Here is a 22,496-nt window from a genome sequence, read left to right as displayed (position 1 = left end):
CGCAGTTTAGCCTAGGCAGCCTGCCGGGCGTGCTAAACTCGCGGCCGTTTTACCTAATCGCTGCATTCTTCAGACGGAACACCCATGGCCAAACGCCAACTCAATCGTCGTCAAAACTGGCGCATCGAAAAGATTCAGGGCGAGCGCGCCGCCCGCGCCGCCAAACGCGAGTCCTCGGCTGTCGAGGCGCTCGAAGGCGGCGACCTCGGCCCGGAACAGCACGGCCTGGTGATCGCCCACTTCGGGGTGCAGGTCGAGGTCGAGGCCGTTGACGGTGAGCTGGCCGGCCAGGTCTTCCGCTGCCACCTGCGGGCCAACCTGCCGGCACTGGTCACCGGCGACCGGGTAGTATGGCGCGCCGGCAACCAGGGCATCGGCGTGATCGTGGCGCAACTGCCGCGCACCACCGAACTCTGCCGTCCGGACAGCCGTGGCCAGCTCAAACCGGTGGCCGCCAACGTCGACATGATCGTCATCGTGTTCGCCCCGCTGCCCGAGCCCCATGCGAACCTGATCGACCGTTATCTGGTCGCCGCCGAGCACGCTGGCATCCGCCCGTTGCTGCTGCTGAACAAATTCGACCTGATCGACGAACAGAACGCCCCGGCGCTGAATGCCCTGTTGGCGGTCTATCGCACGCTGGGTTATCCGGTGCTGGAAGTCTCGGCGCACCACGGCAACGGCATGGAGCAATTGCAGAAGCAGCTCGACGGGCGCATCAGCGTGTTCGTCGGCCAGTCCGGTGTCGGCAAGTCGTCCCTGGTCAACAGCCTGCTGCCGGAAGTCGAAACCCGTGTCGGCCCGCTGTCCGAGTTGTCCGGCCAGGGCACGCACACCACGACCACCGCGCGCCTGTTCCACTTCCCTGGCGGCGGTGAACTGATCGACTCCCCGGGCATCCGTGAATTCGGCCTCGGCCACGTCAGCCGCGCCGACGTCGAAGCCGGCTTCATCGAGTTCAACGACCTGCTCGGCACCTGCCGTTTCCGCGACTGCAAGCACGATCGCGAACCGGGATGCGCACTGCTCAAGGCCCTGGAAGACGGCCGCGTGCAGCAGCAGCGAATGAACAGCTACCGCTCGATCATCGCCAGTTTGCCGGAAAACGGCTACTAAACAGCCCTGTCGGCGGCCCTTCCCCAAGGGCTGCCGGTTGTCGGAACCTGCCGGCGTTCCCACCCTCACCTTAAACACAAGCCCTTTCTGTAAGCCTGATTACTTCAGTTTGCAGGACATTTCTCTTTTCCCGCCCAGACCTTGTAGCGCCCTTCCAGAGGCCTAAATTGGGTTCTTCCTTCGCACCTATGCGATCTCCGAGGAACCCCATGCAGACCTATCATTTGTTCATCAGTCACTCGTGGAACCACCCCCACGCCCACGACAATCTGGTGCGCCTGCTCGGCGCTCAACCCGACTTCTGCTTCAAGAACTTTTCCGTGCCACCGCACAATCCGATCATGGGTGCACGCACCGACAAGCAGCTTGAAGAGGCGATCGAAAACAAGATCCGGCCGTGCTCGGCGGTGTTGATCATGGCCGGCATGTATTCGACCTACAGCAAGTGGATCAACAAGGAAATCGAGATCGCCAGACGCATGGGCAAGGTGATCATCGCGATCAAACCGTTCGGTGCCGAACGGATTTCCACCGTTGTACGCAATGCCGCACATGCCGAGTGTGCGTGGAACACCCAGAGCATCATCAAGGCCATCCGCCTGCACACGGCGGTGTAACCATGCGCAAGGGACTGTTTATCGGCATCAACCACTACCACCATGTCGCCCCTCTGAGCGGCTGTAACAACGATGCCATGGCCATGGCCTCGGTACTGGAGCGCCACGCCAACGGGCGGCCGAACTTCAGCAGCAAGGTACTGACTTCAGCCGAGGAGAACCTGACACTCGACACGATGAAGCAACAGATCCGGGAGCTGTTTTCCGGCGATTGCGATGTGGCGCTGTTGTACTTCGCAGGCCATGGCCAGTTCGACACCAGCATCGACGAAGGACTGCTGATTCCACAGGACTTCCGGCACGGCGGCGAAGGCATTCGCATCAGCGACATTCTGAGGTGGGCCGATCAGGCACCGCACATCAAGAACAAGATCATCATCCTGGATTGCTGCCAGGCCGGCGCAGCAGGTGCCATGCGCAGTCTGCGCGGTGGCAGCAGCGTGATCGGCGAAGGCATGACCATCCTGACGGCCTGCAAGAAAGAACAATCGGCGCTGGAAAGCCGTGGCCACGGGGTGTTCACCGATCTGCTGTTGCAAGCCCTGCACGGCGGCGCAGCCAATGTATTGGGCAAGGTCACGCCGGGCAGTGTGTATTCGTTTGTCGACAATGCGCTGGGGGCATGGGAACAGCGGCCGGTGTTCAAGACCAACGTGTCGCAATTCGTACCGCTGCGCGAAGTCGCGCCGCTGATTGCCGAAGAAACACTGCGCAAGCTCAAGGACTGGTTTCCCGAGCCGAGCTTCGTCTTCCGGCTCGATCCCAGCTACGAACCCACCGAAGCGGCATTCGATCCCGATCACGGCGATGTCTTCAAACAGTTGCAGATGTGCAACCGCCACAGCCTGATCGAACCGGTCGACGCCGAGCACATGTACTACGCCGCCCTCCACTCCACCGGCTGCCGCCTCACTGCACTCGGCGCCTATTACCGAGAGCTCGCGCTCAAAGGACATTTCTGATGCCCGTATTCATCAGCTACCGCCACGGCGATCGCGCTCAGGCGATTGCCATCAACAGCCGCCTGGTTCAGGCCAATATCAAGACCTACCTTGATGTGCTGGATCCTGAATCCCAGACCACCGACGACATCACGGGTGTCATCACCCGTAACATCACCGAGTGCAGCCACCTGCTGGCCGTGGTGTCGGAAAAGACCGCACTGTCGTGGTGGGTGCCGTTCGAAATCGGCGAGGCGACCATCAGCCACCGACGAATCTGCTCGTTCAGAACCGGGCCGGCGGAGCTTCCGCACTACCTGGACAAATGGCCGAAGCTGAGCACCGATCGGGATCTGGATTTCTTCATCGATGCTTACCGCACCGAAGGAAGCGTCAAGCGTTCCATGACCCTGGATTCGGTCACGGCAAATCAGTCAACCCGAACCGCCAATCGACACAACGCCGAAGTGTTTCATGACGCGCTGAAAAACCGTATTCGACGCGGGTTTTAGTCAGCCCGAGCGCCGCAGGGAATACGTCTGTGACCAGCCTTCCCACCGGACACAAAAAAGCCGACATCGCTGTCGGCTTTTTTGTGGGTCACTGCTTCGGCGCGGGAGCCGGTGCAGCAGGCGCCGGGGCTGGTGCCGCTGCGCCCGGCTCGGTCGGTTTCGGCAGCGGGTCGTCGAACAGGTTCAGCCGTTCGCGCAACTCGTGTGCAGGCACCGGCTGCTGATCCGCCGGCAAGGCGTTCGGGTCGACCGGGGTGGCCGGCGCCGCGCCGTTCTGGCCTTGATCTGCCGGTTTCGACGGGTCGGCACCTTGCGAACCTTCGATGGCCGCCTGGGCCTTCTTGGTCAGCACCACGATGTCGATGCGGCGGTTGACCGGGTTGAACGGGTTCTCCTTGTCGAACAGTGCCGACGAGGCGTAACCAACAACCCGCGCCACTTGAGCATCCGGATAACTGCCCGCCACCAATGCACGCCGGGCGGCGTTGGCACGGTTGGCCGAAAGCTCCCAGTTGCCGAAATCGCCGTTGCCCACGTAAGGCTTGGCATCGGTGTGACCACTGATGCTGATCTTGTTCGGTACCGCTTTGATGGTGTCGGCCATGGCCAGCAGGATGTCTTCGAAGTACGGCTTCAGGCGTGCAGAACCGGAGTCGAACATCGGTCGGTTCTCGGCGTCCATGATCTGGATGCGCAAGCCGTTCGGCGTGATCTCGAACAGGATCTGATCCTTGAACTTCTGCAGTTGCGGGTTCTCGTCGACCTTGTTCTGCAGTTCCTGCAGCAACAGTTCCAGGCGTTCCTTCTCGACCTGCTCGGCCATGCCTTCAACCTGTTCGGTGTCGACCGTGACCTTGTCCGGTTGCGGCTGCGACTTCACTTCAGGGTTGAGGGTGTTTTCCGGCGCCAGGGTCGGCGTACCGCCCAGATCGATGATGTACGGCGTGCCGCTCTCGGAGAAACCGACCGGATCCTTGAAGTAACCGGCGATGGCGATCTTCTGTTCCGGGGTCGCGGTGGACAGCAGCCACAACACCAGGAAGAACGCCATCATCGCCGTCGCGAAGTCGGCGAAGGCGATCTTCCACGCCCCGCCGTGATGCCCGCCGGCGATGCGCTTGACGCGTTTGATGATTATCGGCTGGTTATTTTCCATGACTTAGCGACCGCGAACGGCTTGTTCCAGCTCGGCAAAGCTTGGACGGTGAGCCGGGTACAGAACCTTGCGACCGAACTCGACAGCCAGCGACGGCGGCATGCCGGAAGCCGAAGCCACCAGCGAGGCCTTGATGGCTTCGTAGACGTTCAGCTCTTCCTTGGCATCGTGCGCCAGGGAGTGCGCCAGCGGGCCGAAGAAACCGTATGCCGCGAGAATACCGAAGAAGGTACCCACGAGTGCCGCACCCACGTGCAGACCGATGGACTTCTGATCGCCCTCACCCAGGGAGGCCATGGTCACCACGATACCCAGTACCGCCGCGACGATACCGAAACCCGGCATGGCGTCGGCAATGCCGTTCACCGCGTGGGACGGATGCTCGAGGTCTTCCTTCAGGCTGTACAGTTCCATGTCGAACAGGCCTTCCAGCTCGTGGGGAGCCATGTTGCCGGAGGACATGATGCGCAGGTAATCGCAGATGAACGCGGTCATGCGTTCGTCTTTCAGTACCGCCGGGTACTTGGCGAAGATCGGGCTCGCGGCGGCGTCTTCGATATCGCCTTCGATGGCCATCATGCCTTCGCGGCGGCTCTTGTTGAGGATCTCGTAGATCAGGCCCAGCACTTCCAGATAGAACGTGTGGCTGAAACGCGAACTGAACATGCTCAGGGATTTCTTGAGCACGTGCATCGTCATGTAGCCGGGGTTGGCCTGCAGGAATGCACCGAGTGCAGCACCACCGATGATCATTACCTCGAAAGGCTGGATCAGGGCGGCAATCTTGCCGTGGGAGAGCACGTATCCGCCGAGCACGCTCGCGAATACGACGATGATGCCGATAATTTTAGCCATAGGTAGAAAGGTACTTGTTTAAGTCGGGTTCAAGGTCATATTCGGAAGTTAAAAAATCTCTTCTTCTACTTATCGGCAAAACTGCGCCAGACTATAGCCAGTTCAGGCGAAAAGCCAATTTAGCCCATGCCGGGCGCGTCTACAGTCAGTGAAGATCTCGTCCAGACATGGCTAATGAAACGAACGTCCCACACGTAAAACCGACCACACTCGATGGCTGGGTGAAGCTGCTCGACAGCGTTCGCCTGCCGGTGCCGCAAGATGCCCATGACCGGGTCTGCCGGGCGATTCGCGATGACCGCAGCTCGCTGCGCGACATCGCCGACCTGATGCAGGACAGCCCGGCACTGGCTCTGAGCATCATCCGCGAAGCCAACCGCCACACCCACGGCAACATGACTGCGCCGGCGGAAAACCTCGAAGTGGCGATCAATCGCCTCGGCCTTGGCCGCACCGAAGAACTGCTCGCGCGCCTGCCCGCCGAACCTTCCGCACAGATCCCCCAGGCCCTGCGCCAGTTGCAGATGATCAGCCAGCACGCCACGCAACAGGCCAACGGTTTTTTCGCCAGCCGCCTCGCACGTTTGTGGCAGGACATCCATTGGGGCAGCCTGCTGTTTCTCTCGCCGCTGTGGCCGTTGGCACTGACCTTTCCCCAATTGCTTGAAGAGTGGGAAGTGCGGGTTATCCACAAGGGCGAATCAGCGCGCGTCGTGGAAAAGCAGTTGTTCGGCGTGCGCCTGCTGAAAATCGGCGAAGCGCTGGTCGAAGCCTGGCGTCTGCCGATCTGGGTGCAACAAGGTTATCGGCTGCTGCTGACCGAGCAGCGCGAACTGGTCAAGGTCCTGCGCATTGCCCGCGATGTGGATCATCCGTTGCGCCAGCAAAACCGCCTCGACGACGATCCGACCCTGCGTCGCTGGCTCAATCAGCCGGCCAACACCGTGTTGCTGGCCAACGGTCTGGCACTCTCGGCGCAACAGGCCTGGGACAGTCCGCACAGTGAGCGCTGGCAATTCCTGACCAGCCTCTATCTGCAAATCTCGATGGACGAGGTGCAACAACAGTTGCACCAACAGGCCGCCGTCAGCGCTCGCCATCATTCCATGCCGGATCTGTGGCACCCGGCGGTTTCGCTGCTCTGGCCGTGGGGCACCCGTCGTCTGCCTGCCGGAATGCTGCCGGCTGCGGCGCCATCCGCTGAAGATCTGACCCAGTGGCGCCGGCAATGCGCCGAGCTGCTGGCCGTGCCAAGCCGCTTCACCAATGCCATGAGCCTGACTGTCGCCGCCCGTGACGCGCTGGTCGCCAGCGGCATGCGTCGGGTGATGATCCTGATGGCCGACCGCAGCCACGCCAATCTGCGCGTCCATCAAACCTCGGGGTTGCCGAAGGAAGCCGCTGCGCTCAATTTCGTTGTCAGCCAGAGTTCGGTGCTGCAACGCTTGCTCGCGCAGCAGGCGCAAGTGCGGATCACCCCGGACAACAATGCCCAGTTTTCCGCTCTGCTGCCGCCCTCGCTGCGCACGCTGTTCCGGGGCGAGCACCTGTTCCTGCGTTCACTGGTGAACAACGGCCGGGTGATCATGATCGTGGTCGCCGACCAGGGTGGCGGGCCGTTCGCCGACATCACCGTGCAAGCCTTCGGCAAAACCGCGCAGTGCATCGAGAAAGCCCTGCACAGTTTTAGCCAGCGCGGCCAATGACAGCTACAATCCTTCCCCTTTGTGCTCTGGAGACCTCACATGTCTGATTTCTCTGGCCTGGCCCTGGTGATCGAGCCGAGCGACCTGCTGCCGCGCCTCGAATCCCGCGATCTGATTCTGGTGGATCTGACCAGTGCCGCCCGCTACGCCGAGGGACACATTCCCGGCGCACGTTTTGTTGATCCGAAACGCACCCAGCTGGGTCAGGCGCCGGCTCCGGGCCTGTTGCCGAGCAAAGAGAAACTCGAAGAACTGTTCGGCGAGCTGGGTCATCGCAAGGACGCGGTTTACGTGGTCTATGACGACGAAGGCGGCGGCTGGGCCGGGCGCTTCATCTGGCTGCTCGACGTGATCGGCCATGACAAATACCACTACCTCGACGGCGGTCTGCCGGCGTGGCTGGCGGAAGGCTCGCCGATGTCGATCCAGATTCCTCCAGCGGCGGGCGGCCCGGTTGCCCTGACCCTGCACGAGGAACCCACCGCCACCCGCGAATACCTGCAGAGCCGTCTTGGCGCCGCTGACCTGGCGATCTGGGACGCTCGAGGTCCGCTGGAGTATTCCGGCGAAAAGGTCCTGGCGGCCAAGGGCGGGCACATCCCCGGCGCGGTCAATTTCGAATGGACGGCGGGCATGGATCAGGCGCGCCAGCTGCGCATCCGTACCGACATGCCGCAGATCCTCGAAAACCTCGGGATCACCAAGGACAAAGAAATCATTACCCACTGCCAGACCCATCACCGGTCCGGTTTCACTTATCTGGTGGCCAAGGCCCTCGGTTATCCGCGGGTCAAGGGCTACGCCGGTTCCTGGGGCGAATGGGGCAACCACCCCGACACCCCCGTCGAGCTTTAAGGATTTTTAAGGACAGTCATGAAAGAGCGTTTGTTTATCATCAGCCAGTACCTGCTGCCTCATCACCTGCTGTCGCGCCTGGCCGGCTGCGTCGCCGAGTGCCGCGTGCGCTGGTTCAAGAATGCCTTCACCACCTGGTTCGCCAAGCGTTATCAAGTGGACATGTCGCAGGCGCTGGTTGAAGACGTGACCGCTTACGAGCACTTCAACGCCTTCTTCACCCGCGCGCTGAAAGACGGCGCACGTCCACTGGACCAGACCCCGGGCGCAATCCTCAGCCCGGCCGACGGTGCGATCAGCCAGCTCGGTCCGATCGAACACGGTCGTATCTTCCAGGCCAAGGGCCACAGCTTCAGCGTGCTGGAACTGCTGGGCGGCGACGCGGCCAATGCGGCGCCGTTCATGGGCGGTGAATTCGCGACTGTTTACCTGTCGCCGAAGGACTACCACCGCGTGCACATGCCGCTGGCCGGCACCCTGCGCGAAATGGTCTACATTCCGGGCCGGATCTTCTCGGTCAACCAGACCACCGCGGAAAACGTTCCTGAACTGTTCGCCCGCAACGAGCGCGTGGCGTGCATCTTCGACACCGAGCGCGGGCCGATGGCCGTGGTGCTGGTGGGCGCGATGATCGTGGCATCGATCGAAACCGTATGGGCCGGTTTGGTCACGCCGCCGAAGCGCGAGCTGAAAACCTTCCGTTACGACGAAGCCGCCCGTGCGCCGATTCATCTGGAAAAAGGTGCGGAACTGGGGCGCTTCAAGCTGGGTTCGACCGCGATCGTGCTGTTCGGGCCGGATCAGGTGAAATGGGTTGAAGAACTGAGAGCCGGCTCGCCGGTGCAGATGGGTCAGGCCCTGGCACTGTCCAACCCCTGAACCGGTTGATCCGCCCTTTCGCAAGTCTGCGAAGGGGCGGATACGACCTGGGTGGCGCCGTTACTCTATCTGCCCACGGAAGCCGATCGGCCCTTCGTTGGCGTAGGTATTGGTGCCGCTGAGGTTTTTCCCTCCGTCACTGGACGTGACGCTCAACGCGATAACGTTCTGGTTATCCCGCCCGCCGATCACCCATTTGCCACCTGGGTGCCACGGGGCATCGTTGCCACCCCACTGGTTTTCGACGTTGTACTGGTTCTGGCCAGTGCGCTGAGCCTTGAAGCCAATAGGGCCTTCGCCGGCGTAAGTCATGGTGCCGTTAAAGGTTTTGCCACCGTCGCCGGACTTGATCTCGATCGCGACGACGTTCTGGTTGTCCCGCGCGCCCAGCACCCAGGTTCCACCCGGATGCCAGGGTGCCGAACTACCGCCCCATTGATTTGCCACTGCGTATTTAGACATGAACCTCATCTCCTTGAAGTTTCGGGAGACCTGCCCCGACGTTGACGGCAGGCCGTGCAACCGTGCGTTTCCGATCGCACGTCTGAGAGCCTAGTAGCGCCTGCGGGAATGGCACCAGGCCAGCAGACCAACGGTAAAAAACCCTGACAATCGCCTGCGAAACAGACCACAACTGCTAGAGTTTTTGGCATTGCCCTATTCGCCGCCGGAGCTTGTCACGGCATGAGTGAGCCTCGTTCCCAACCAAAACTGAGCGCCCCGACCCCGACGCAGTTGCGCCTGTCCTTCTGTGAAGCCACCCCGCGCGACCTCAAGCGCTGGATCGCCGACCTGCCGAAAGCAAACATCGGCGAAACCGCGCGCCTGCTGTATCAAGGCTTAGGTGAGCTCAATCAATTGCTGACGCCAAGCGATAATCGCCTGCATCTGCTGGAACTGTTGCGACCCGAGGTTTACTTCGTCTGCCAGCATCTGGAACGGCATTTTCTGCATCAGGCGATCATGCTCGATGAGCGCTCACGCAAGATCAGCAACCTGTGCCAGGCCCTGCAAAGTCAGCTGGCCATCGGTTACAAACAGATCATTCTGCGGATCGCGCCCAAGTATTCCCGGGATCGCGCAGCCCTGGTGAGCGAAGCGCTGCAACGGGCGGCCCATGCGCTGAAAGGGCAACTGGTTCGCGCCACGCAGTTGTACAGCGCCGCACCGGAACAGCTGTGGTTCGAACTGCATCAATTGTTTCGCTGCGCCTGCGAGCTGCAACTGCAACATCGCCGGGTGCGCGACGACCTTGCCAGCCTGACCGCCGAGTTGAGTGTCGAACAGACCTACCTCGCCGCCCTGCTGCTGGGCAGCGCCCGCTGCAATCAGTTGCGGCAGAATCAGATCGCGCGCCTGGCCCAAGTAGTGGAGCCGTGGAGTGCGTGGCTGAAACTGCATCCCGCACATCCGGGCGAGGGGTTGTTCGCGGTTTCGGCAGAGATCGACGCCGGCCCGCGTTACCGCTCCCAATTCCGTAGCGAGCAACAAGCCAGTCTGCTCGGTTTCGATCCGCAACCACTGGTGAACGCCATCGAGGCCCACCTGCTGCATCAGGATGCGACCACGCCGCTGCCCGTGCCGTCCGGCCTGACGCTCGACACCCTGCAACATTTGCACGCCACCTGGGGCGAAGCTGCCGAACGCAGCTTCCAGCGCACCGTCGGCCAGGGCAACCTGACCGTGTGCGTCGGCATGAGCGCCCTGCACTTCTACCTCGGCGGCGAACGCACCTTCAGCGAACTGCTCAAGCACCCCGGCGCCCGTGCAGCGAATTTCAGCCGCGCGGTGGTTCAGGGCGAAAAGGACAGCTGGAGCCAGGCGTTCGATGCCGCGCCGCAGAGCACATCCGATGAATTGTTGCCCTACGAGGAAATTCGTTACGAACCGCTGATCGACGATGAAGACGACGCCGACAGTCCGCCGCATTACCCGACCTACGCCTTGCCGGTGATCAACCACAGCCCCGGCGGTTATTGTCTGGCCTGGCCGAAGGATGTACCCGCCGAATTGCAGGCCGGGGAAATGGTCGGGATTCAGGACAGCCTCAATCAGGGCTGGAGCATTGCCGTGGTGCGCTGGATCCGCCAGGTGCGCGGCGCCGGTACGCAAATGGGCATCGAACTGGTGGCGCCCCATGCGCGGCCGTGCGGTTTGCAACTGGTGCGTTCGCGGGATGATCACAGCCAGTATCTGCGCGGTTTGTTGTTGCCGGAAATCAGTGCGATCGACTTGCCGGCGACGCTGTTGGCGCCACGGCTGCCGTTTCAGGAAGGCAACAAAGTGCTGATCAACACCCAGGGCGAGGAGCACCGCGCCGGGCTGGATCGGCGGGTGGCCAGCACTCACAGTTTCAATCAGTTTGCCTATCGCTCGCTGGAAACCGCCAGGAATGGCGGGAGCGAAGAGGATTTCGACTCGTTGTGGAAATCCCTTTGAGCCAGGACCGCAGCCGAAGGCTGCGATCCTGCGCCGATGTCAGAGCTGCCCGTCGCGATCGCGGAAGCCCAGCAGGTACAGCACGCCATCCAGACCGAGGGTCGAGATCGCCTGCTTCGCCGACTGCTTGACCAGCGGCTTGGCGCGGAACGCCACGCCCAGACCGGCAATCGCCAGCATCGGCAGGTCGTTGGCGCCGTCGCCCACGGCGATGGTCTGCTCCAGACGCAAACCTTCTTTTTCAGCCAGCTGCTTCAGCAGATCAGCCTTGCGCTGGGCATCGACGATCGGCTCGATCGCCACGCCAGTGCACTTGCCGTCGACCACTTCCAGTTCGTTGGCGAACACGTAATCGATGCCGAGTTTGGCCTGCAATTGCTTGGCGAAGTAGGTGAAGCCGCCCGACAGGATCGCGGTCTTGTAGCCCAGACGCTTGAGTTCGGCGAACAGGGTTTCGGCGCCTTCCGTCAGGCGCAGCGAGGCGCCGATCGAATCGAGCACGCTGACATCCAGGCCCTTGAGCAGTGCCAGACGCTCCTTGAAGCTGGCGCGGAAGTCCAGCTCGCCGGCCATTGCCCGCTCGGTGATTTGCGAAACCTGATCGCCGACGCCGGCGGCCTTGGCCAGTTCGTCGATGACCTCGGCTTCGATCAGGGTCGAGTCCATGTCGAACACCGCCAGACGACGGTTGCGACGGAACAGCGAATCTTCCTGGAAGGCGATGTCGACGTTCAGCTCCTGAGCCACGCTGAGGAATTCGGCGCGCAGGGCCTGCGGGTCGGCCGCTTCACCGCGTACGGAGAATTCGATGCAGCCCTTGCCCTTGTCAGCCGGGGTGTCCAGCGGCATACGACCCGACAGACGGTCGATATGGTCGATGTTCAGGCCGTATTTGGCGGTGATCGAGCTCACGGCCTGCAACTGGCCAGCGGTGACCTTGCGGGTCAACAGAGTAACGATATGACGCTTCTTGCCCTGATTGCCCACCCATTGCTGGTAATCCTCTTCGGACACCGGGGTGAAACGCACCTGCTGGTCGAGCTCATAGCCCTTGAACAGGATGTCCTTGAGCACCGACTTGCCTTGCTCGGAATCGGGGATTTCCACGAGGATGCCGAACGACAGCATGTCGTGGATCACCGCCTGACCGATGTCGAGGATATTCACACCACCCTGGGCCAGAACACCGGTAATGGCCGCCGTCAGACCCGGACGGTCGACTCCCGTGATGTTAATCAGGACGATTTCGCGCAACGCGCACCCCCGCAACTGGAAAAAAACCGCATTCTACCCACTTTCAGTGACCATCGGGCACCGCCAGCGCTTTGCCGGTCTAGGGCCTGTCGCTATACTGCGCGTCAACTTCACGGACAAAAGAGCCGAGCTCAGTGAACCGGCCCACGCCAGTTAAAACCGATAACTTCTTCCTGCTGATCTTCCGTGCACTGCGCCACCGCCGTGTACCGATTGCATTGCGCATTGCCAGCCATAACGTGATCCTGGTCGCCCTGGCCCTGGTGATCTATGCCTGCGTGATGGGCCTGCAGTTCAAGCAGGCCATGCACGAGCAGGCTGATGCGCTGGGCGAAAGCCTGACCACGCAGACCGCCACCTCCGCCACCGAGCTGCTGGTGTCCAACGACATCCTCAGCCTCAACGTGCTGCTCAACAACCTGACCAAGAACAAGCTGGTGGCCCACGCCGCCATCTACAGCGTGGACAACCGCATCCTCGCCGAGTCCGGTCAGCGGCCCAAGCACGGCCTGCTGGGCGAAGCCGAGGGCATGTACGAGAGCAAGATCACTTTCCAGGACGTGACCGCCGGGCAACTGCGCATCAGCCTGGACATGGATCAGTTCCAGCAGCCGATGACCATCAGCCTGCAAAGCATGGGTATCCTGAGTGCGATCCTGCTGGCACTGTCACTGGCCCTGAGCCTGCGTCTGGGCCGGCACATTTCCACGCCGCTGCTGCAACTGCGCGTGTGGTTGCGCCGTATCGACGAATACACGCCGGGTATCGAACGTCAGGACGAGATCGGCGATCTTGCCCGCCAGTTGCACGCCAACTACGCCCCGGAGCCGGCCGAACCGGAGCCTGAGGCGGAACCCGAGTTCGAGGACGACGAGCCGGAATTCGAAGTGCGCAACCTGCGTGATCCGAGCTTCGACGAGAGCCGCCCGATGGCCGCGCAGAAGCCTGCGCCACGCCATGTGGTCAGCACCGTTGAAGACGACGATGACGAAGATCCGTTCGCCGATCTGCGTGACGAGTCGCTGGACGAAGCAGCACAACCGGCAGTGCGCCGACCGACCCCGAGCGTGCCGCAACACACGGCGGTGCTGGCGGTACAACTGGGCTCGCAGGAACAACTGCGCCGTTTGCCGCGCGCACGTCTGGAAGAGTTGCAGGATCGCTATCGCGACTGCCTGGAGCAGGCTGCTTCGCTGTACCAGGGCGAAATCGAAACACTGAACGACGGCAGCACCCTGATGCTGTTCCACACCGAAGACAGCGGCGACGATTACCTGACCAACGCCATCTGCTGCGGCGAGCTGCTGCGGGCGCTGGGCCACCAGTTGCAGATCGAAGTCGCCGACAGCGGCATCACCCTGCAATTGCAGCTGGGCCTGACACTTGGCGACGAGCTGTTCGGCCTGAGCCAGATCGACCTGTTGCTGACCGACTCCGCCCAGGACGCCCTGGCTCTGTCGCAACACAGCCGCAACCTGCTGCTGGTGGAGCGCAAGATCGGTGACGACGCGCTGATTCGCCAGCGTGCGCGGATCCGCCCGATTGCCAGCCCTGAGGGGGCTTGCTGTGTGGAGCGGTTGATGGAGCCTTATCCGTCGATGCTTGAGCGGCAGCTGGCGCGGATGCATGAGCGTCGGGCCTGAGGCCTTGCCCTTGATGTGAAGAAGCCCGCAGACGAGTGATTGTCTGCGGGCTTTTTGTTTGTGGCGTTATTGTGATATCACCCGTCGTCAAACAGCCCCTCACCCTAGCCCTCTCCCAGAGGGGAGAGGGGACTGACTGAGGTGTATAACGCTATCCGTCGACCTGAAAATTTGAGTCGATTATGGATTCACAGCCGAGCTTTCAAGTCGGCGTACCTCCCGAATATCCCCCAATCAGTCCCCTCTCCCTCCGGGCGGTCCGACGTTTCGGGAGGGTTAGGGTGAGGGGCTTTTCGAGTCGGACACCAATGCATGTCCCACCAACGCCCAGACACGACAAAGCCGCACAAGGCGGGCTCTGTCCTGACTCGATCCAGCCTTAGAAGCGAAACACTTCCATATCCGTACGAATCGGCGAAGCCATCGGTATCTTCGGCTGCTTCTCGGCTTCCGCCGCCGGTGCTGCCGGTTTCGGTGCCGGTTTGCGCGGCGCTTCGGCGACCGGTGGCTGATTGGCCAACGGCTTGAGCGCTACCGACAACTGCTCGGCCAGACGCTGCAACAACACGCCTTGCGCCTGCACCTGCGCGGCGGTGGTGCCGGCATGCTGCTCTTGCAGATGGACGATGCGGTTATCGCGCACCTGGCCACGGCGGTCGATCAGACGCCATTGCGCATCGAGGATCGCCGGTTGCGATTGACCAGAATCCAGACGCGTAATGGTCAACAGCACCTGCACATCCGGGGTGAAGCCCACAGTGGCCGGCGCCAGCACGACGCGCTGACTGTCCAGATGCCCGGCAACCTGACGCAACAGCAACTGATCGATGTCCGACGAAAGGCTTCCGGCCCAGCGACCATCGGTCGAAGCTTGGAGGCTGCCATCCGGTTGACGCTGCAACAGGGTTTCCCGTTGCAGGTAATCGGCAACGATCACAGGGCCCAGCAAAACTGCCATGCCCGCGCTTTGCGCAGGCTGGGCCGGACTTCCGCTGTCCAGCTGATACAGCGACACCGGCTGGTGAACGCTGCAACCCGCCAGGCCAAGAACGCCGGCGAGCAGGAAAATAAGGGGGCGCAGAGAAGTCATCATCCCGTCCAGGTGGCCGCCACAAGGCTGACCACAGTGAAAATACTCAATAAATATGAAGAACGCTCGGCCACGCCGGCGCTTGGAAAGGCCATATCATCCGTGAATATGCGTTCCGACTCCAGCGCCAAAGCGCCGATCTACGGGTTAAATCGTAGATCCGGCGCTCTAGGACGCTTAATTGAGGTTTTCGACGAGCAGCGCATCCACCCGCTGGAAGCCACGTGGCAGTTTGTTACCACGACGACCACGTTCACCTTTGTAGTGTTCGAGGTCGTCGGCTTTCAGCGACAAGGTACGTTTTCCGGCCTGCAGCACCAAGGTGGCGCCTTCCGGAAGAACGGCGATGTCCGTGACATATTCTTCGCGACTGGCCACACGCTCACCGGAAATACCGATGATCTTGTTGCCTTTGCCCTTCCCTAATTGTGGCAGATCGCTGATCTTGAAGATCAACAGGCGACCCTCGGTCGTCACCGAGGCCAGCCAGTTGTGCTCGCGGTCGGCGACCGGACGCGGCGCAATCACCTTGGCGTTGTTCGGCAGGCTCAACAGGGCCTTGCCGGCCTTGTTCTTGGCTTGCAGGTCTTCGCCTTTCACCACAAAACCGTAGCCGGCGTCGGAGGCGATCACGTACAGCGAGTCCTCTTCAGGCATCAGCACGCATTCGAACGTGGCGCCCGGCGGCGGCGTCAGACGGCCGGTCAACGGCTCGCCCTGGCCCCGTGCCGATGGCAGGGTGTGGGTGGCCAGCGAGTAACTGCGGCCCGTGGAGTCGATGACCACCGCCGACTGGTTCGAACGCCCCGCCGCCGAGGTCTTGAAGCCGTCCCCGGCTTTGTACGACAGGCCGGTGGCGTCGATCTCGTGGCCTTTGGCCGAACGGATCCAGCCTTTTTCCGACAGTACGACGGTGACTTTCTCGTTCGGCAGCAGATCGTGTTCGGTCAGCGCCTTGGCTTCGGCACGCTCGACGATTGGCGACCGACGGTCATCGCCGTAGGTTTCAGCGTCTTTCAACAGCTCGGTGCGAACCAGCTTCTTCAGCTTGGCTTCGCTGCCCAGCAAGGCTTGCAGCTTGGCTTGTTCCTTGAGCAGTTCGTCCTGCTCGTCGCGCAGCTTCATCTCTTCCAGTCGCGCCAACTGACGCAGGCGGGTGTCGAGGATGTAGTCGGCCTGGATCTCGCTGAGGGCAAAACGCTCGATCAGCTTGGCTTTCGGGTGTTCCTCGGTGCGGATGATGTGGATCACTTCATCCAGGTTGAGGTAGGCGATCAGCAAACCGTCCAACAGGTGCAGGCGACGCTCGACCTTGTCGAGGCGGAATTGCAGGCGGCGACGCACGGTCAGCACGCGGAATTCCAGCCACTCCACCAGCAGCGCACGGAGGTTTTTCAGCTGCGGCTTGCCGTCCAGACCGATGATGTTGACGTTGACCCGATAGGTCGACTCCAGCTCGGTGCTGGCGAACAGGTGCTGCATCAGCGCTTCGTGATCGACGCGGCTGTTGACCGGAATGATCACGATGCGGCACGGGTTCTCGTGGTCGGATTCGTCGCGAAGATCGGCGATCTGCGGCGCTTTCGACGGTTTGGCCTGCATCAGCGCAGCGATCTGTTCCAGCACCTTGGCCCCGGAGACCTGATGCGGCAGCGCGGTGACGATGATGTCACCGTCCTCGACGTGGTACACGGCGCGCATGCGCACCGAGCCCTTGCCGGTTTCGTACATTTTCAACAGGTCGGCGCGTGGGGTGATGATTTCCGCTTCGGTCGGGTAGTCCGGGCCCTTAATGTGCTCGCAGAGCTGTTCGACCGTGGCTTTCGGCTCATCGAGCAGGCGCACGCACGCGGTCGCGACTTCGCGCAGGTTGTGCGGCGGTACGTCGGTGGCCATACCCACGGCGATGCCGGTGGTGCCGTTGAGCAGGATATTCGGCAAACGTGCCGGCAACACCAGCGGTTCCTGCAGGGTGCCGTCGAAGTTCGGGCCCCAGTCTGCGGTGCCCTGGCCCAGTTCGCTGAGCAGCACTTCGGAATAACGCGACAGCCGCGCTTCGGTGTAACGCATGGCGGCGAAGGATTTCGGATCGTCCGGCGCACCCCAGTTACCCTGGCCGTCCACCAGCGTGTAGCGATAGCTGAACGGCTGGGCCATCAGCACCATCGCTTCATAGCACGCCGAGTCGCCGTGCGGGTGGAACTTGCCGAGCACGTCGCCGACGGTACGCGCCGACTTCTTGTGCTTGGAATCGGCATCCAGCCCCAGCTCGCTCATGGCATAGACGATACGCCGCTGTACTGGTTTCAGACCGTCGCCGATATGCGGCAGGGCACGGTCCATGATCACGTACATGGAGTAGTTGAGGTAGGCATTTTCGGTGAAGTCAGCCAGCGACCGGCGTTCTACGCCATCTAAGCTGTCTGCAAGGTTATCGCTCATGCGGGCCTCATCGGTTCGTTGTCTGGCGCAGCAGCATGGTGCCGCCGCGCTGAGTAAATTCAAGTTTGTTCAGGGCGCTCATGCCGAGCAGCACCTGATCGCCATGCAGCCCCGGCGCCACCAGTGCGCGGACGTCCCGCAGCACGATGTCGCCCAGTTGCAGGCGGTCGATACGGGTGCGATAGCCCTGGCTCAGGCCATTGGCCGTGCTCAGGGTCACACCGAAACCTTCTTCCAGCCGAAGGTTTTCCGCCACCTCGGCCGGGATTGCCACGTCGGTCGCGCCGGTGTCGAGCATGAACTCCACCGGCCGACCGTTGATCAGGCCGCTGGCGACAAAATGTCCCTGGGCGTTGCCGATCAATTTCACTTCGATAAAGCCGTTGCCCTGCAGCGAAGCCACTTCCGCATTGGGATTACGCTGGCGTTCTTCCCACTGGCCGAAAAACCGCGTGGCCAGAAACAGCGCCGCGCACCACGCCAGAATCATCAGCACCCGACCGGCGCGTTTGCCCGGCGGTTGCTGGCTCATGGCTTGGCGCTCCAGCCACCCTCGGGCGCGGCGAAACGCCAGATGATCGGGCGAACCTCGCCATCGGCGCGCGGGCCGAAATTGTTGTCGACGCCGATCCAGGCGCCTTGAGCATCGACCACCAGCGCCTCTTCCAGGCCGAAGTTCTGTGAATAACGCCGATTGGCCTGCAACAGCTCGGCCGCATACGACCAGCAGAGCTCGACCTTGGCCGTCTGCGCATCGCGACGACAGATCTGGTACGCGTTGCGCTCAAGGGTAAACAGCTTCCCGTTGAACAGGGAGATATCGGAAAAATCCCGATTGACCGGACGCGCTTTCGGGAACTGCGGCGGTTGCATTTCCATGCCGCCTTCACTGAGCAGCACGCAGCGACCGTCACAATCCCACACCGTCTGCTGGCGTTTGATCAGCAACAAACCGCGACTTTGCCGCTCGGCAGCCAGCCACATCTGATCGCCCGCCGGACTGATCGCCAGACCTTCAAATATCGCGTTGAACTGCAGCAACATGCCACTGGCCCGCGCCTCGCGCACCATCATCGGCGAGATTTTCAGCCACGACGACGGCCCCTGCGGCGGTACTTGCAGCACGGCCGCGTGGGCTTCGCTGACGATGTAGCGGTTACCGGCGCTATCACAGCTGATGCCTTCGAAATCCAGATCGCCGCCACGAATGAACGACGCCGCCCAGGTGCGCGAACTGATGCCCCACGGCAAGCCGCTGTCCGGCACTTTCGGCGGATCGATGCGCACGGCCGTGGCCTGCCAGACCCGGTCGCGGATATCGAGACGGTAGATCTGATCATCGTCGCGGTCCGAAACCGTCCACAGGTCATTACCGCACAAGGCCAGCCCCGACAGATTGCCGCCGCGCATGCCTTCGACCGGGTGTTCGGCGAGCACGCGCAATTCTTGCACAGGCTCTGCCGACACCGTCATCGAACCCAGCAGCAACGCACCCGCCAAGATCCAGCCAAACCGCATCAGGCCAGAACCTCGGCAAGGTTGCCCTTGGATTCGAGCCAGGTCTTGCGGTCGCCGGCGCGTTTCTTCGCCAGCAGCATGTCCATCATTTCCGAGGTCTGGGCGAAGTCGTCCCCGAGGGTCAACTGCACCAGACGCCGGGTGTTCGGGTCCATGGTGGTTTCGCGCAGTTGCGGCGGGTTCATTTCACCCAGGCCTTTGAATCGGGTGACCTGTGGCTTGCCGCGTTTCTTCTCGGCCACCAGACGGTCGAGGATCCCGTCGCGCTCGGCTTCGTCGAGGGCGTAGTAAATCTCTTTGCCCAGATCGATGCGGTACAGCGGCGGCATCGCCACGTAGACGTGACCGGCATCCACCAGCGGGCGGAAATGCTGGACGAACAGGGCGCAGAGTAAGGTCGCGATGTGCAGACCGTCGGAGTCGGCGTCGGCGAGGATGCAGATCTTGCCGTAGCGCAGCTGGCTCATGTCCTCGGCGCCCGGATCGACACCGATGGCTACGGCGATGTTGTGCACTTCCTGGCTGGCCAGCACTTCGCTGCCGTCGACTTCCCAAGTGTTGAGGATCTTGCCGCGCAACGGCAGGATCGCCTGGAATTCCTTGTCCCGCGCCTGCTTGGCAGAACCGCCGGCGGAATCACCTTCCACCAGGAACAGCTCGGAACGCATCGGATCCTGCCCGGCGCAATCGGCCAGTTTGCCCGGCAACGCCGGCCCCTGGGTGATGCGCTTGCGCTCGACTTTCTTGCTGGCCTTCAGGCGACGGCCGGCGTTGCTGATTGCCAGTTCGGCCAGCGCCAGACCGGTTTCCGGGTTGGCATTGAGCCACAGGCTGAACGCGTCCTTGACCACACCGGAAACGAAAGCCGCTGCTTCACGAGACGACAGACGCTCCTTGGTCTGGCCGGAGAATTGCGGCTCCTGCATCTTCATCGACAGGACGAAAGCAATGCGCTCCCAAACGTCTTCCGGCGCCAGCTTCACGCCACGCGGCAGCAGACTGCGGAATTCGCAGAACTCGCGCATCGCATCAAGCAGGCCCTGACGCAGACCGTTGACGTGGGTGCCGCCCTGCTCCGTCGGGATCAGGTTGACGTAGCTTTCAGTGACCGAGGTGCCACCTTCCGGCAGCCACAGCAAGGCCCACTCGACCGCTTCCTTGGTACCGGCCAGGTTGCCGCAGAACGGCGCGTCCGGCAGGCGCTCGAATTCGCTGACCGCGTCCACCAGGTAGGAACGCAGGCCATCTTCGTAATGCCACTCGACCTTCTCGCCAGTGCCTTTGTCTTCGAAACTGATCAGCAGCCCCGGGCACAGAACGGCCTTGGCCTTGAGCACGTGCTTGAGGCGGCTGATGGAGAATTTCGGCGAATCGAAGTATTTCGGATCCGGCGCGAAGTACACGCTGGTCCCGGTATTGCGCTTGCCGACAGTGCCGATCACTTGCAGATCGGTGGCCTTGAAGCCGTCGGCGAAGGTCATTTCATATTCGTTGCCGTCACGCTTGACCCGCACCCGTACCTGGGTCGACAAGGCGTTGACCACGGAAATACCCACCCCGTGCAGACCGCCGGAGAACTGGTAGTTCTTGTTGGAAAACTTGCCGCCCGCATGGAGCTTGGTGAGGATCAGCTCGACGCCCGACACACCCTCTTCCGGATGGATGTCGACCGGCATGCCACGGCCGTCGTCGCAGACTTCCAGCGAATGATCGGCATGGAGGATGACCTGGATCGATTTGGCGTGGCCGGCCAAGGCTTCGTCGACGCTGTTGTCGATGACTTCCTGGGCAAGGTGGTTCGGCCGACTGGTGTCGGTGTACATGCCGGGGCGCTTGCGCACCGGGTCGAGGCCCGAGAGGACTTCGATGGCGTCGGCGTTATAGGAGCTAGCGCTGGGAGTGGCCATAGGGTCTCGTCGTCAGTGATTCAATGAAAATGGGGCAAGACTTCACAGTGCGGTGAAATCGATTGCCTGATAGGTATCGGCACCAATCCCGGCAAAGCTGAGCAATGCCGGCAATTGTGTAACAAATCCCTGGAAACTGTGGTCGCCGCCGGCCTGAATGCGCAAGGCGCAGGCCCGGTAATACTGCTGGGCAAGGCGATAATCCAGCGTTTCATCCCCGGTCTGCAACCATACCTGATAACGCTGCGGATCCTGCGGCGCCGGCACTTCCAGCTCGGCCAGGGCCGTCACGTGGTCGTGGGTCAGCTCCCAGGTTTCGTCGGTGTACAGGTTTTTCTGGGTGCCCAGGTATCCGTCGAACATCCGGTGCGGACTGACGGCCGGGTTGACCAGCAAGGCTTTCAAGCCATGGCGCTCGGCCAGGTGAGTCGCATAGTAGCCGCCGAGCGAGCTTCCCACCAGCAATGGCCGGCCGAGTTCGGCGATTGCCTGTTCCAGCTGACCGATGGCTTCGCGCGGGTGGTGATGCAGCGCCGGCACACGCAGTTGATCGCTCAAACCCAGCCGCTCCATCACCTCGACCAGCTGACAGGCCTTTTTCGAGGCCGGCGCACTGTTGAAACCATGGATATAGAGAATCGAACCGGACATTTGAGCTCCCTGGGCGTCGGCTGAAGAAAGCGGAGTTTACAGGGAGTCGAGGGGTGTTGGGCCAGCACCCGAGGAAATCAGCGCTGCGCCCTTTGATCAGTAACCGTCGGAGCCGTAATCAACGGTGAACCGGAAATCGGTGACACGCTCCACGCCCGTCTCAATCCGACCATCTGGCAACAAGCGCAACCAGCGATACCCCGGTGCCTGCTCGCCGACCTTGAAGTCTTCACTGCCCGGCTCGAACTGGATGCAGGTCGACGGCGATGCCATCAGCCTTACGCCGTTGCGCTCGCGGTCGATCTCCTGATGCACATGCCCCCACAGCACGGCACGGGCCTGCGGGAAACGATCGAGCACCTCGAAAAAGGCTTCCGGATTGCGCAAGCCGATCGGCTCCATCCAGGCGCAATCGATCGACATCGGGTGATGGTGAAAGCACACCAGATGATGGCGATCCGGCGCTTCGCTCAGGGCGCGGGCGAGCAGTTGCAGTTGATCATCCTGCAAATACCCCGGCACCGATCCGGGCACCGCCGAATCGAGCAGGGTCACGCGCCAGTTGCCGACGTCCACCACGGACTCCAGCAGCGCACTCTTCACAGTCGCCTGAGCCATGATCTGTGGCTCGTCGTGGTTGCCGGGAATCCAGCGGGCCGGCGCGTCGATCTGCGCCGTCATCTGCCGGAATTGCTGGTAGGACTCCAGCGTACCGTCCTGGGACAGGTCGCCGCTGGCGACAATCAGGTCGATCCGCGGTTGCTGTTCGAGCACCAGCTCGATGACTTTTTGCAGGCTCTCGCGGGTGTTCATGCCCAGCAGCGTTCCATCCGCCTCGGCGAACAGATGACTGTCAGAGAGTTGCACCAGCAACGCCGTGTCGGCGGTGGTCAAAGTCGATACGCTCGGCAAGGC

The 22,496-nt window shown here is 61.9% G+C and carries 20 protein-coding genes; 9 read left to right on the top strand and 11 right to left on the bottom strand.

Features of this window, described 5'->3' with window-relative positions:
* The first annotated feature begins 84 nt into the window (after window positions 1-84).
* From rsgA to C1X29_RS04790, 4 genes are all read left to right on the top strand, one after another.
* Window positions 85-1,116: a small ribosomal subunit biogenesis GTPase RsgA gene (rsgA, locus tag C1X29_RS04805; RefSeq protein ID WP_039766628.1), complete on the top strand. Its 1,032-nt coding sequence runs from the start codon at window positions 85-87 to the stop codon at window positions 1,114-1,116.
* Window positions 1,117-1,325: 209 nt separating this feature from the next.
* A complete protein-coding gene (locus C1X29_RS04800; RefSeq protein WP_064379087.1) occupies window positions 1,326-1,733 on the top strand; it encodes a TIR domain-containing protein in 408 nt (135 codons plus the stop codon).
* A gap of 2 nt (window positions 1,734-1,735) precedes the next feature.
* The gene (locus C1X29_RS04795; RefSeq protein ID WP_102716961.1) at window positions 1,736-2,695 is read left to right on the top strand and encodes a caspase family protein; all 960 of its coding nucleotides are present in this window, start codon (window positions 1,736-1,738) and stop codon (window positions 2,693-2,695) included.
* Complete coding sequence (locus tag C1X29_RS04790; protein ID WP_102686789.1) at window positions 2,695-3,186, top strand: toll/interleukin-1 receptor domain-containing protein; 492 nt, start codon at window positions 2,695-2,697, stop codon at window positions 3,184-3,186. The genes C1X29_RS04795 and C1X29_RS04790 overlap by 1 nt, the downstream gene beginning before the upstream one ends.
* An 88-nt stretch (window positions 3,187-3,274) precedes the next feature.
* Here C1X29_RS04790 and motB read toward each other — a convergent pair whose 3' ends face one another.
* A complete protein-coding gene (gene motB / locus C1X29_RS04785) occupies window positions 3,275-4,342 on the bottom strand; it encodes a flagellar motor protein MotB (RefSeq protein ID WP_102686790.1) in 1,068 nt (355 codons plus the stop codon).
* Between the two features lie 3 nt (window positions 4,343-4,345).
* Window positions 4,346-5,197, bottom strand: a complete 852-nt coding sequence (motA, locus tag C1X29_RS04780) for a flagellar motor stator protein MotA (RefSeq protein WP_007952169.1) — start codon at window positions 5,195-5,197, stop codon at window positions 4,346-4,348.
* Between the two features lie 167 nt (window positions 5,198-5,364).
* On the opposite strand from motA, the gene C1X29_RS04775 reads away from it, so the two are divergent.
* From C1X29_RS04775 to asd, 3 genes are read left to right on the top strand one after another with little or no spacing between them, the layout of a single operon-like run.
* Complete coding sequence (locus tag C1X29_RS04775; RefSeq protein ID WP_085746496.1) at window positions 5,365-6,903, top strand: HDOD domain-containing protein; 1,539 nt, start codon at window positions 5,365-5,367, stop codon at window positions 6,901-6,903.
* Window positions 6,904-6,942: 39 nt separating this feature from the next.
* On the top strand, window positions 6,943-7,758 hold the full coding sequence (locus tag C1X29_RS04770) for a rhodanese-like domain-containing protein (protein ID WP_064379082.1): 816 nt from the start codon (window positions 6,943-6,945) through the stop codon (window positions 7,756-7,758).
* 18 nt (window positions 7,759-7,776) lie between these two features.
* Window positions 7,777-8,637 (top strand): archaetidylserine decarboxylase, encoded by an 861-nt coding sequence (gene asd, locus C1X29_RS04765; protein ID WP_102686792.1) that lies wholly within the window; start codon window positions 7,777-7,779, stop codon window positions 8,635-8,637.
* Between the two features lie 60 nt (window positions 8,638-8,697).
* On the opposite strand, the gene C1X29_RS04760 is transcribed toward asd, so the two are convergent.
* Complete coding sequence (locus C1X29_RS04760) at window positions 8,698-9,099, bottom strand: lectin OAA (protein ID WP_102716960.1); 402 nt, start codon at window positions 9,097-9,099, stop codon at window positions 8,698-8,700.
* 222 nt (window positions 9,100-9,321) lie between these two features.
* On the opposite strand from C1X29_RS04760, the gene C1X29_RS04755 reads away from it, so the two are divergent.
* Window positions 9,322-11,076 (top strand): molecular chaperone, encoded by a 1,755-nt coding sequence (locus C1X29_RS04755; RefSeq protein ID WP_102716959.1) that lies wholly within the window; start codon window positions 9,322-9,324, stop codon window positions 11,074-11,076.
* A gap of 39 nt (window positions 11,077-11,115) precedes the next feature.
* Here C1X29_RS04755 and serB read toward each other — a convergent pair whose 3' ends face one another.
* Window positions 11,116-12,330, bottom strand: a complete 1,215-nt coding sequence (gene serB, locus C1X29_RS04750) for a phosphoserine phosphatase SerB (protein WP_039766615.1) — start codon at window positions 12,328-12,330, stop codon at window positions 11,116-11,118.
* 134 nt (window positions 12,331-12,464) lie between these two features.
* On the opposite strand from serB, the gene C1X29_RS04745 reads away from it, so the two are divergent.
* Window positions 12,465-13,973 (top strand): AhpA/YtjB family protein, encoded by a 1,509-nt coding sequence (locus C1X29_RS04745; RefSeq protein ID WP_102716958.1) that lies wholly within the window; start codon window positions 12,465-12,467, stop codon window positions 13,971-13,973.
* 379 nt (window positions 13,974-14,352) lie between these two features.
* Here the strand turns inward: C1X29_RS04745 and C1X29_RS04740 are convergent, their stop codons facing one another.
* From C1X29_RS04740 to cpdA, 7 genes are all read right to left on the bottom strand, one after another.
* Complete coding sequence (locus C1X29_RS04740; RefSeq protein WP_085746491.1) at window positions 14,353-15,063, bottom strand: membrane integrity-associated transporter subunit PqiC; 711 nt, start codon at window positions 15,061-15,063, stop codon at window positions 14,353-14,355.
* 177 nt (window positions 15,064-15,240) lie between these two features.
* Entirely contained in the window at window positions 15,241-17,505 is a 2,265-nt protein-coding gene (gene parC, locus C1X29_RS04735) for a DNA topoisomerase IV subunit A (protein WP_102686796.1), read from the bottom strand.
* Window positions 17,506-17,512: 7 nt separating this feature from the next.
* Window positions 17,513-18,037, bottom strand: coding sequence for a TIGR02281 family clan AA aspartic protease (locus tag C1X29_RS04730; RefSeq protein WP_102686797.1), 525 nt, complete (start codon window positions 18,035-18,037; stop codon window positions 17,513-17,515).
* On the bottom strand, window positions 18,034-19,023 hold the full coding sequence (locus tag C1X29_RS04725; RefSeq protein WP_102686798.1) for an esterase-like activity of phytase family protein: 990 nt from the start codon (window positions 19,021-19,023) through the stop codon (window positions 18,034-18,036). Before C1X29_RS04725 ends, C1X29_RS04730 begins: the two co-directional genes overlap by 4 nt.
* Window positions 19,023-20,930: a DNA topoisomerase IV subunit B gene (gene parE / locus C1X29_RS04720; RefSeq protein ID WP_039766602.1), complete on the bottom strand. Its 1,908-nt coding sequence runs from the start codon at window positions 20,928-20,930 to the stop codon at window positions 19,023-19,025. Before parE ends, C1X29_RS04725 begins: the two co-directional genes overlap by 1 nt.
* 42 nt (window positions 20,931-20,972) lie before the next feature.
* Entirely contained in the window at window positions 20,973-21,581 is a 609-nt protein-coding gene (locus C1X29_RS04715; protein ID WP_064382909.1) for a YqiA/YcfP family alpha/beta fold hydrolase, read from the bottom strand.
* Window positions 21,582-21,677: 96 nt separating this feature from the next.
* Entirely contained in the window at window positions 21,678-22,493 is an 816-nt protein-coding gene (gene cpdA, locus C1X29_RS04710) for a 3',5'-cyclic-AMP phosphodiesterase (protein WP_102716957.1), read from the bottom strand.
* Window positions 22,494-22,496: the final 3 nt, after the last annotated feature.

The organism is Pseudomonas sp. GW456-12-10-14-LB2, from assembly GCF_002884345.1.
Classification (GTDB): Bacteria; Pseudomonadota; Gammaproteobacteria; order Pseudomonadales; family Pseudomonadaceae; genus Aquipseudomonas; species Aquipseudomonas paraglycinae.
The sequence above is the reverse complement of the archived record's forward strand: the minus strand, read 5'-3'. Positions and strand labels throughout refer to the sequence as shown.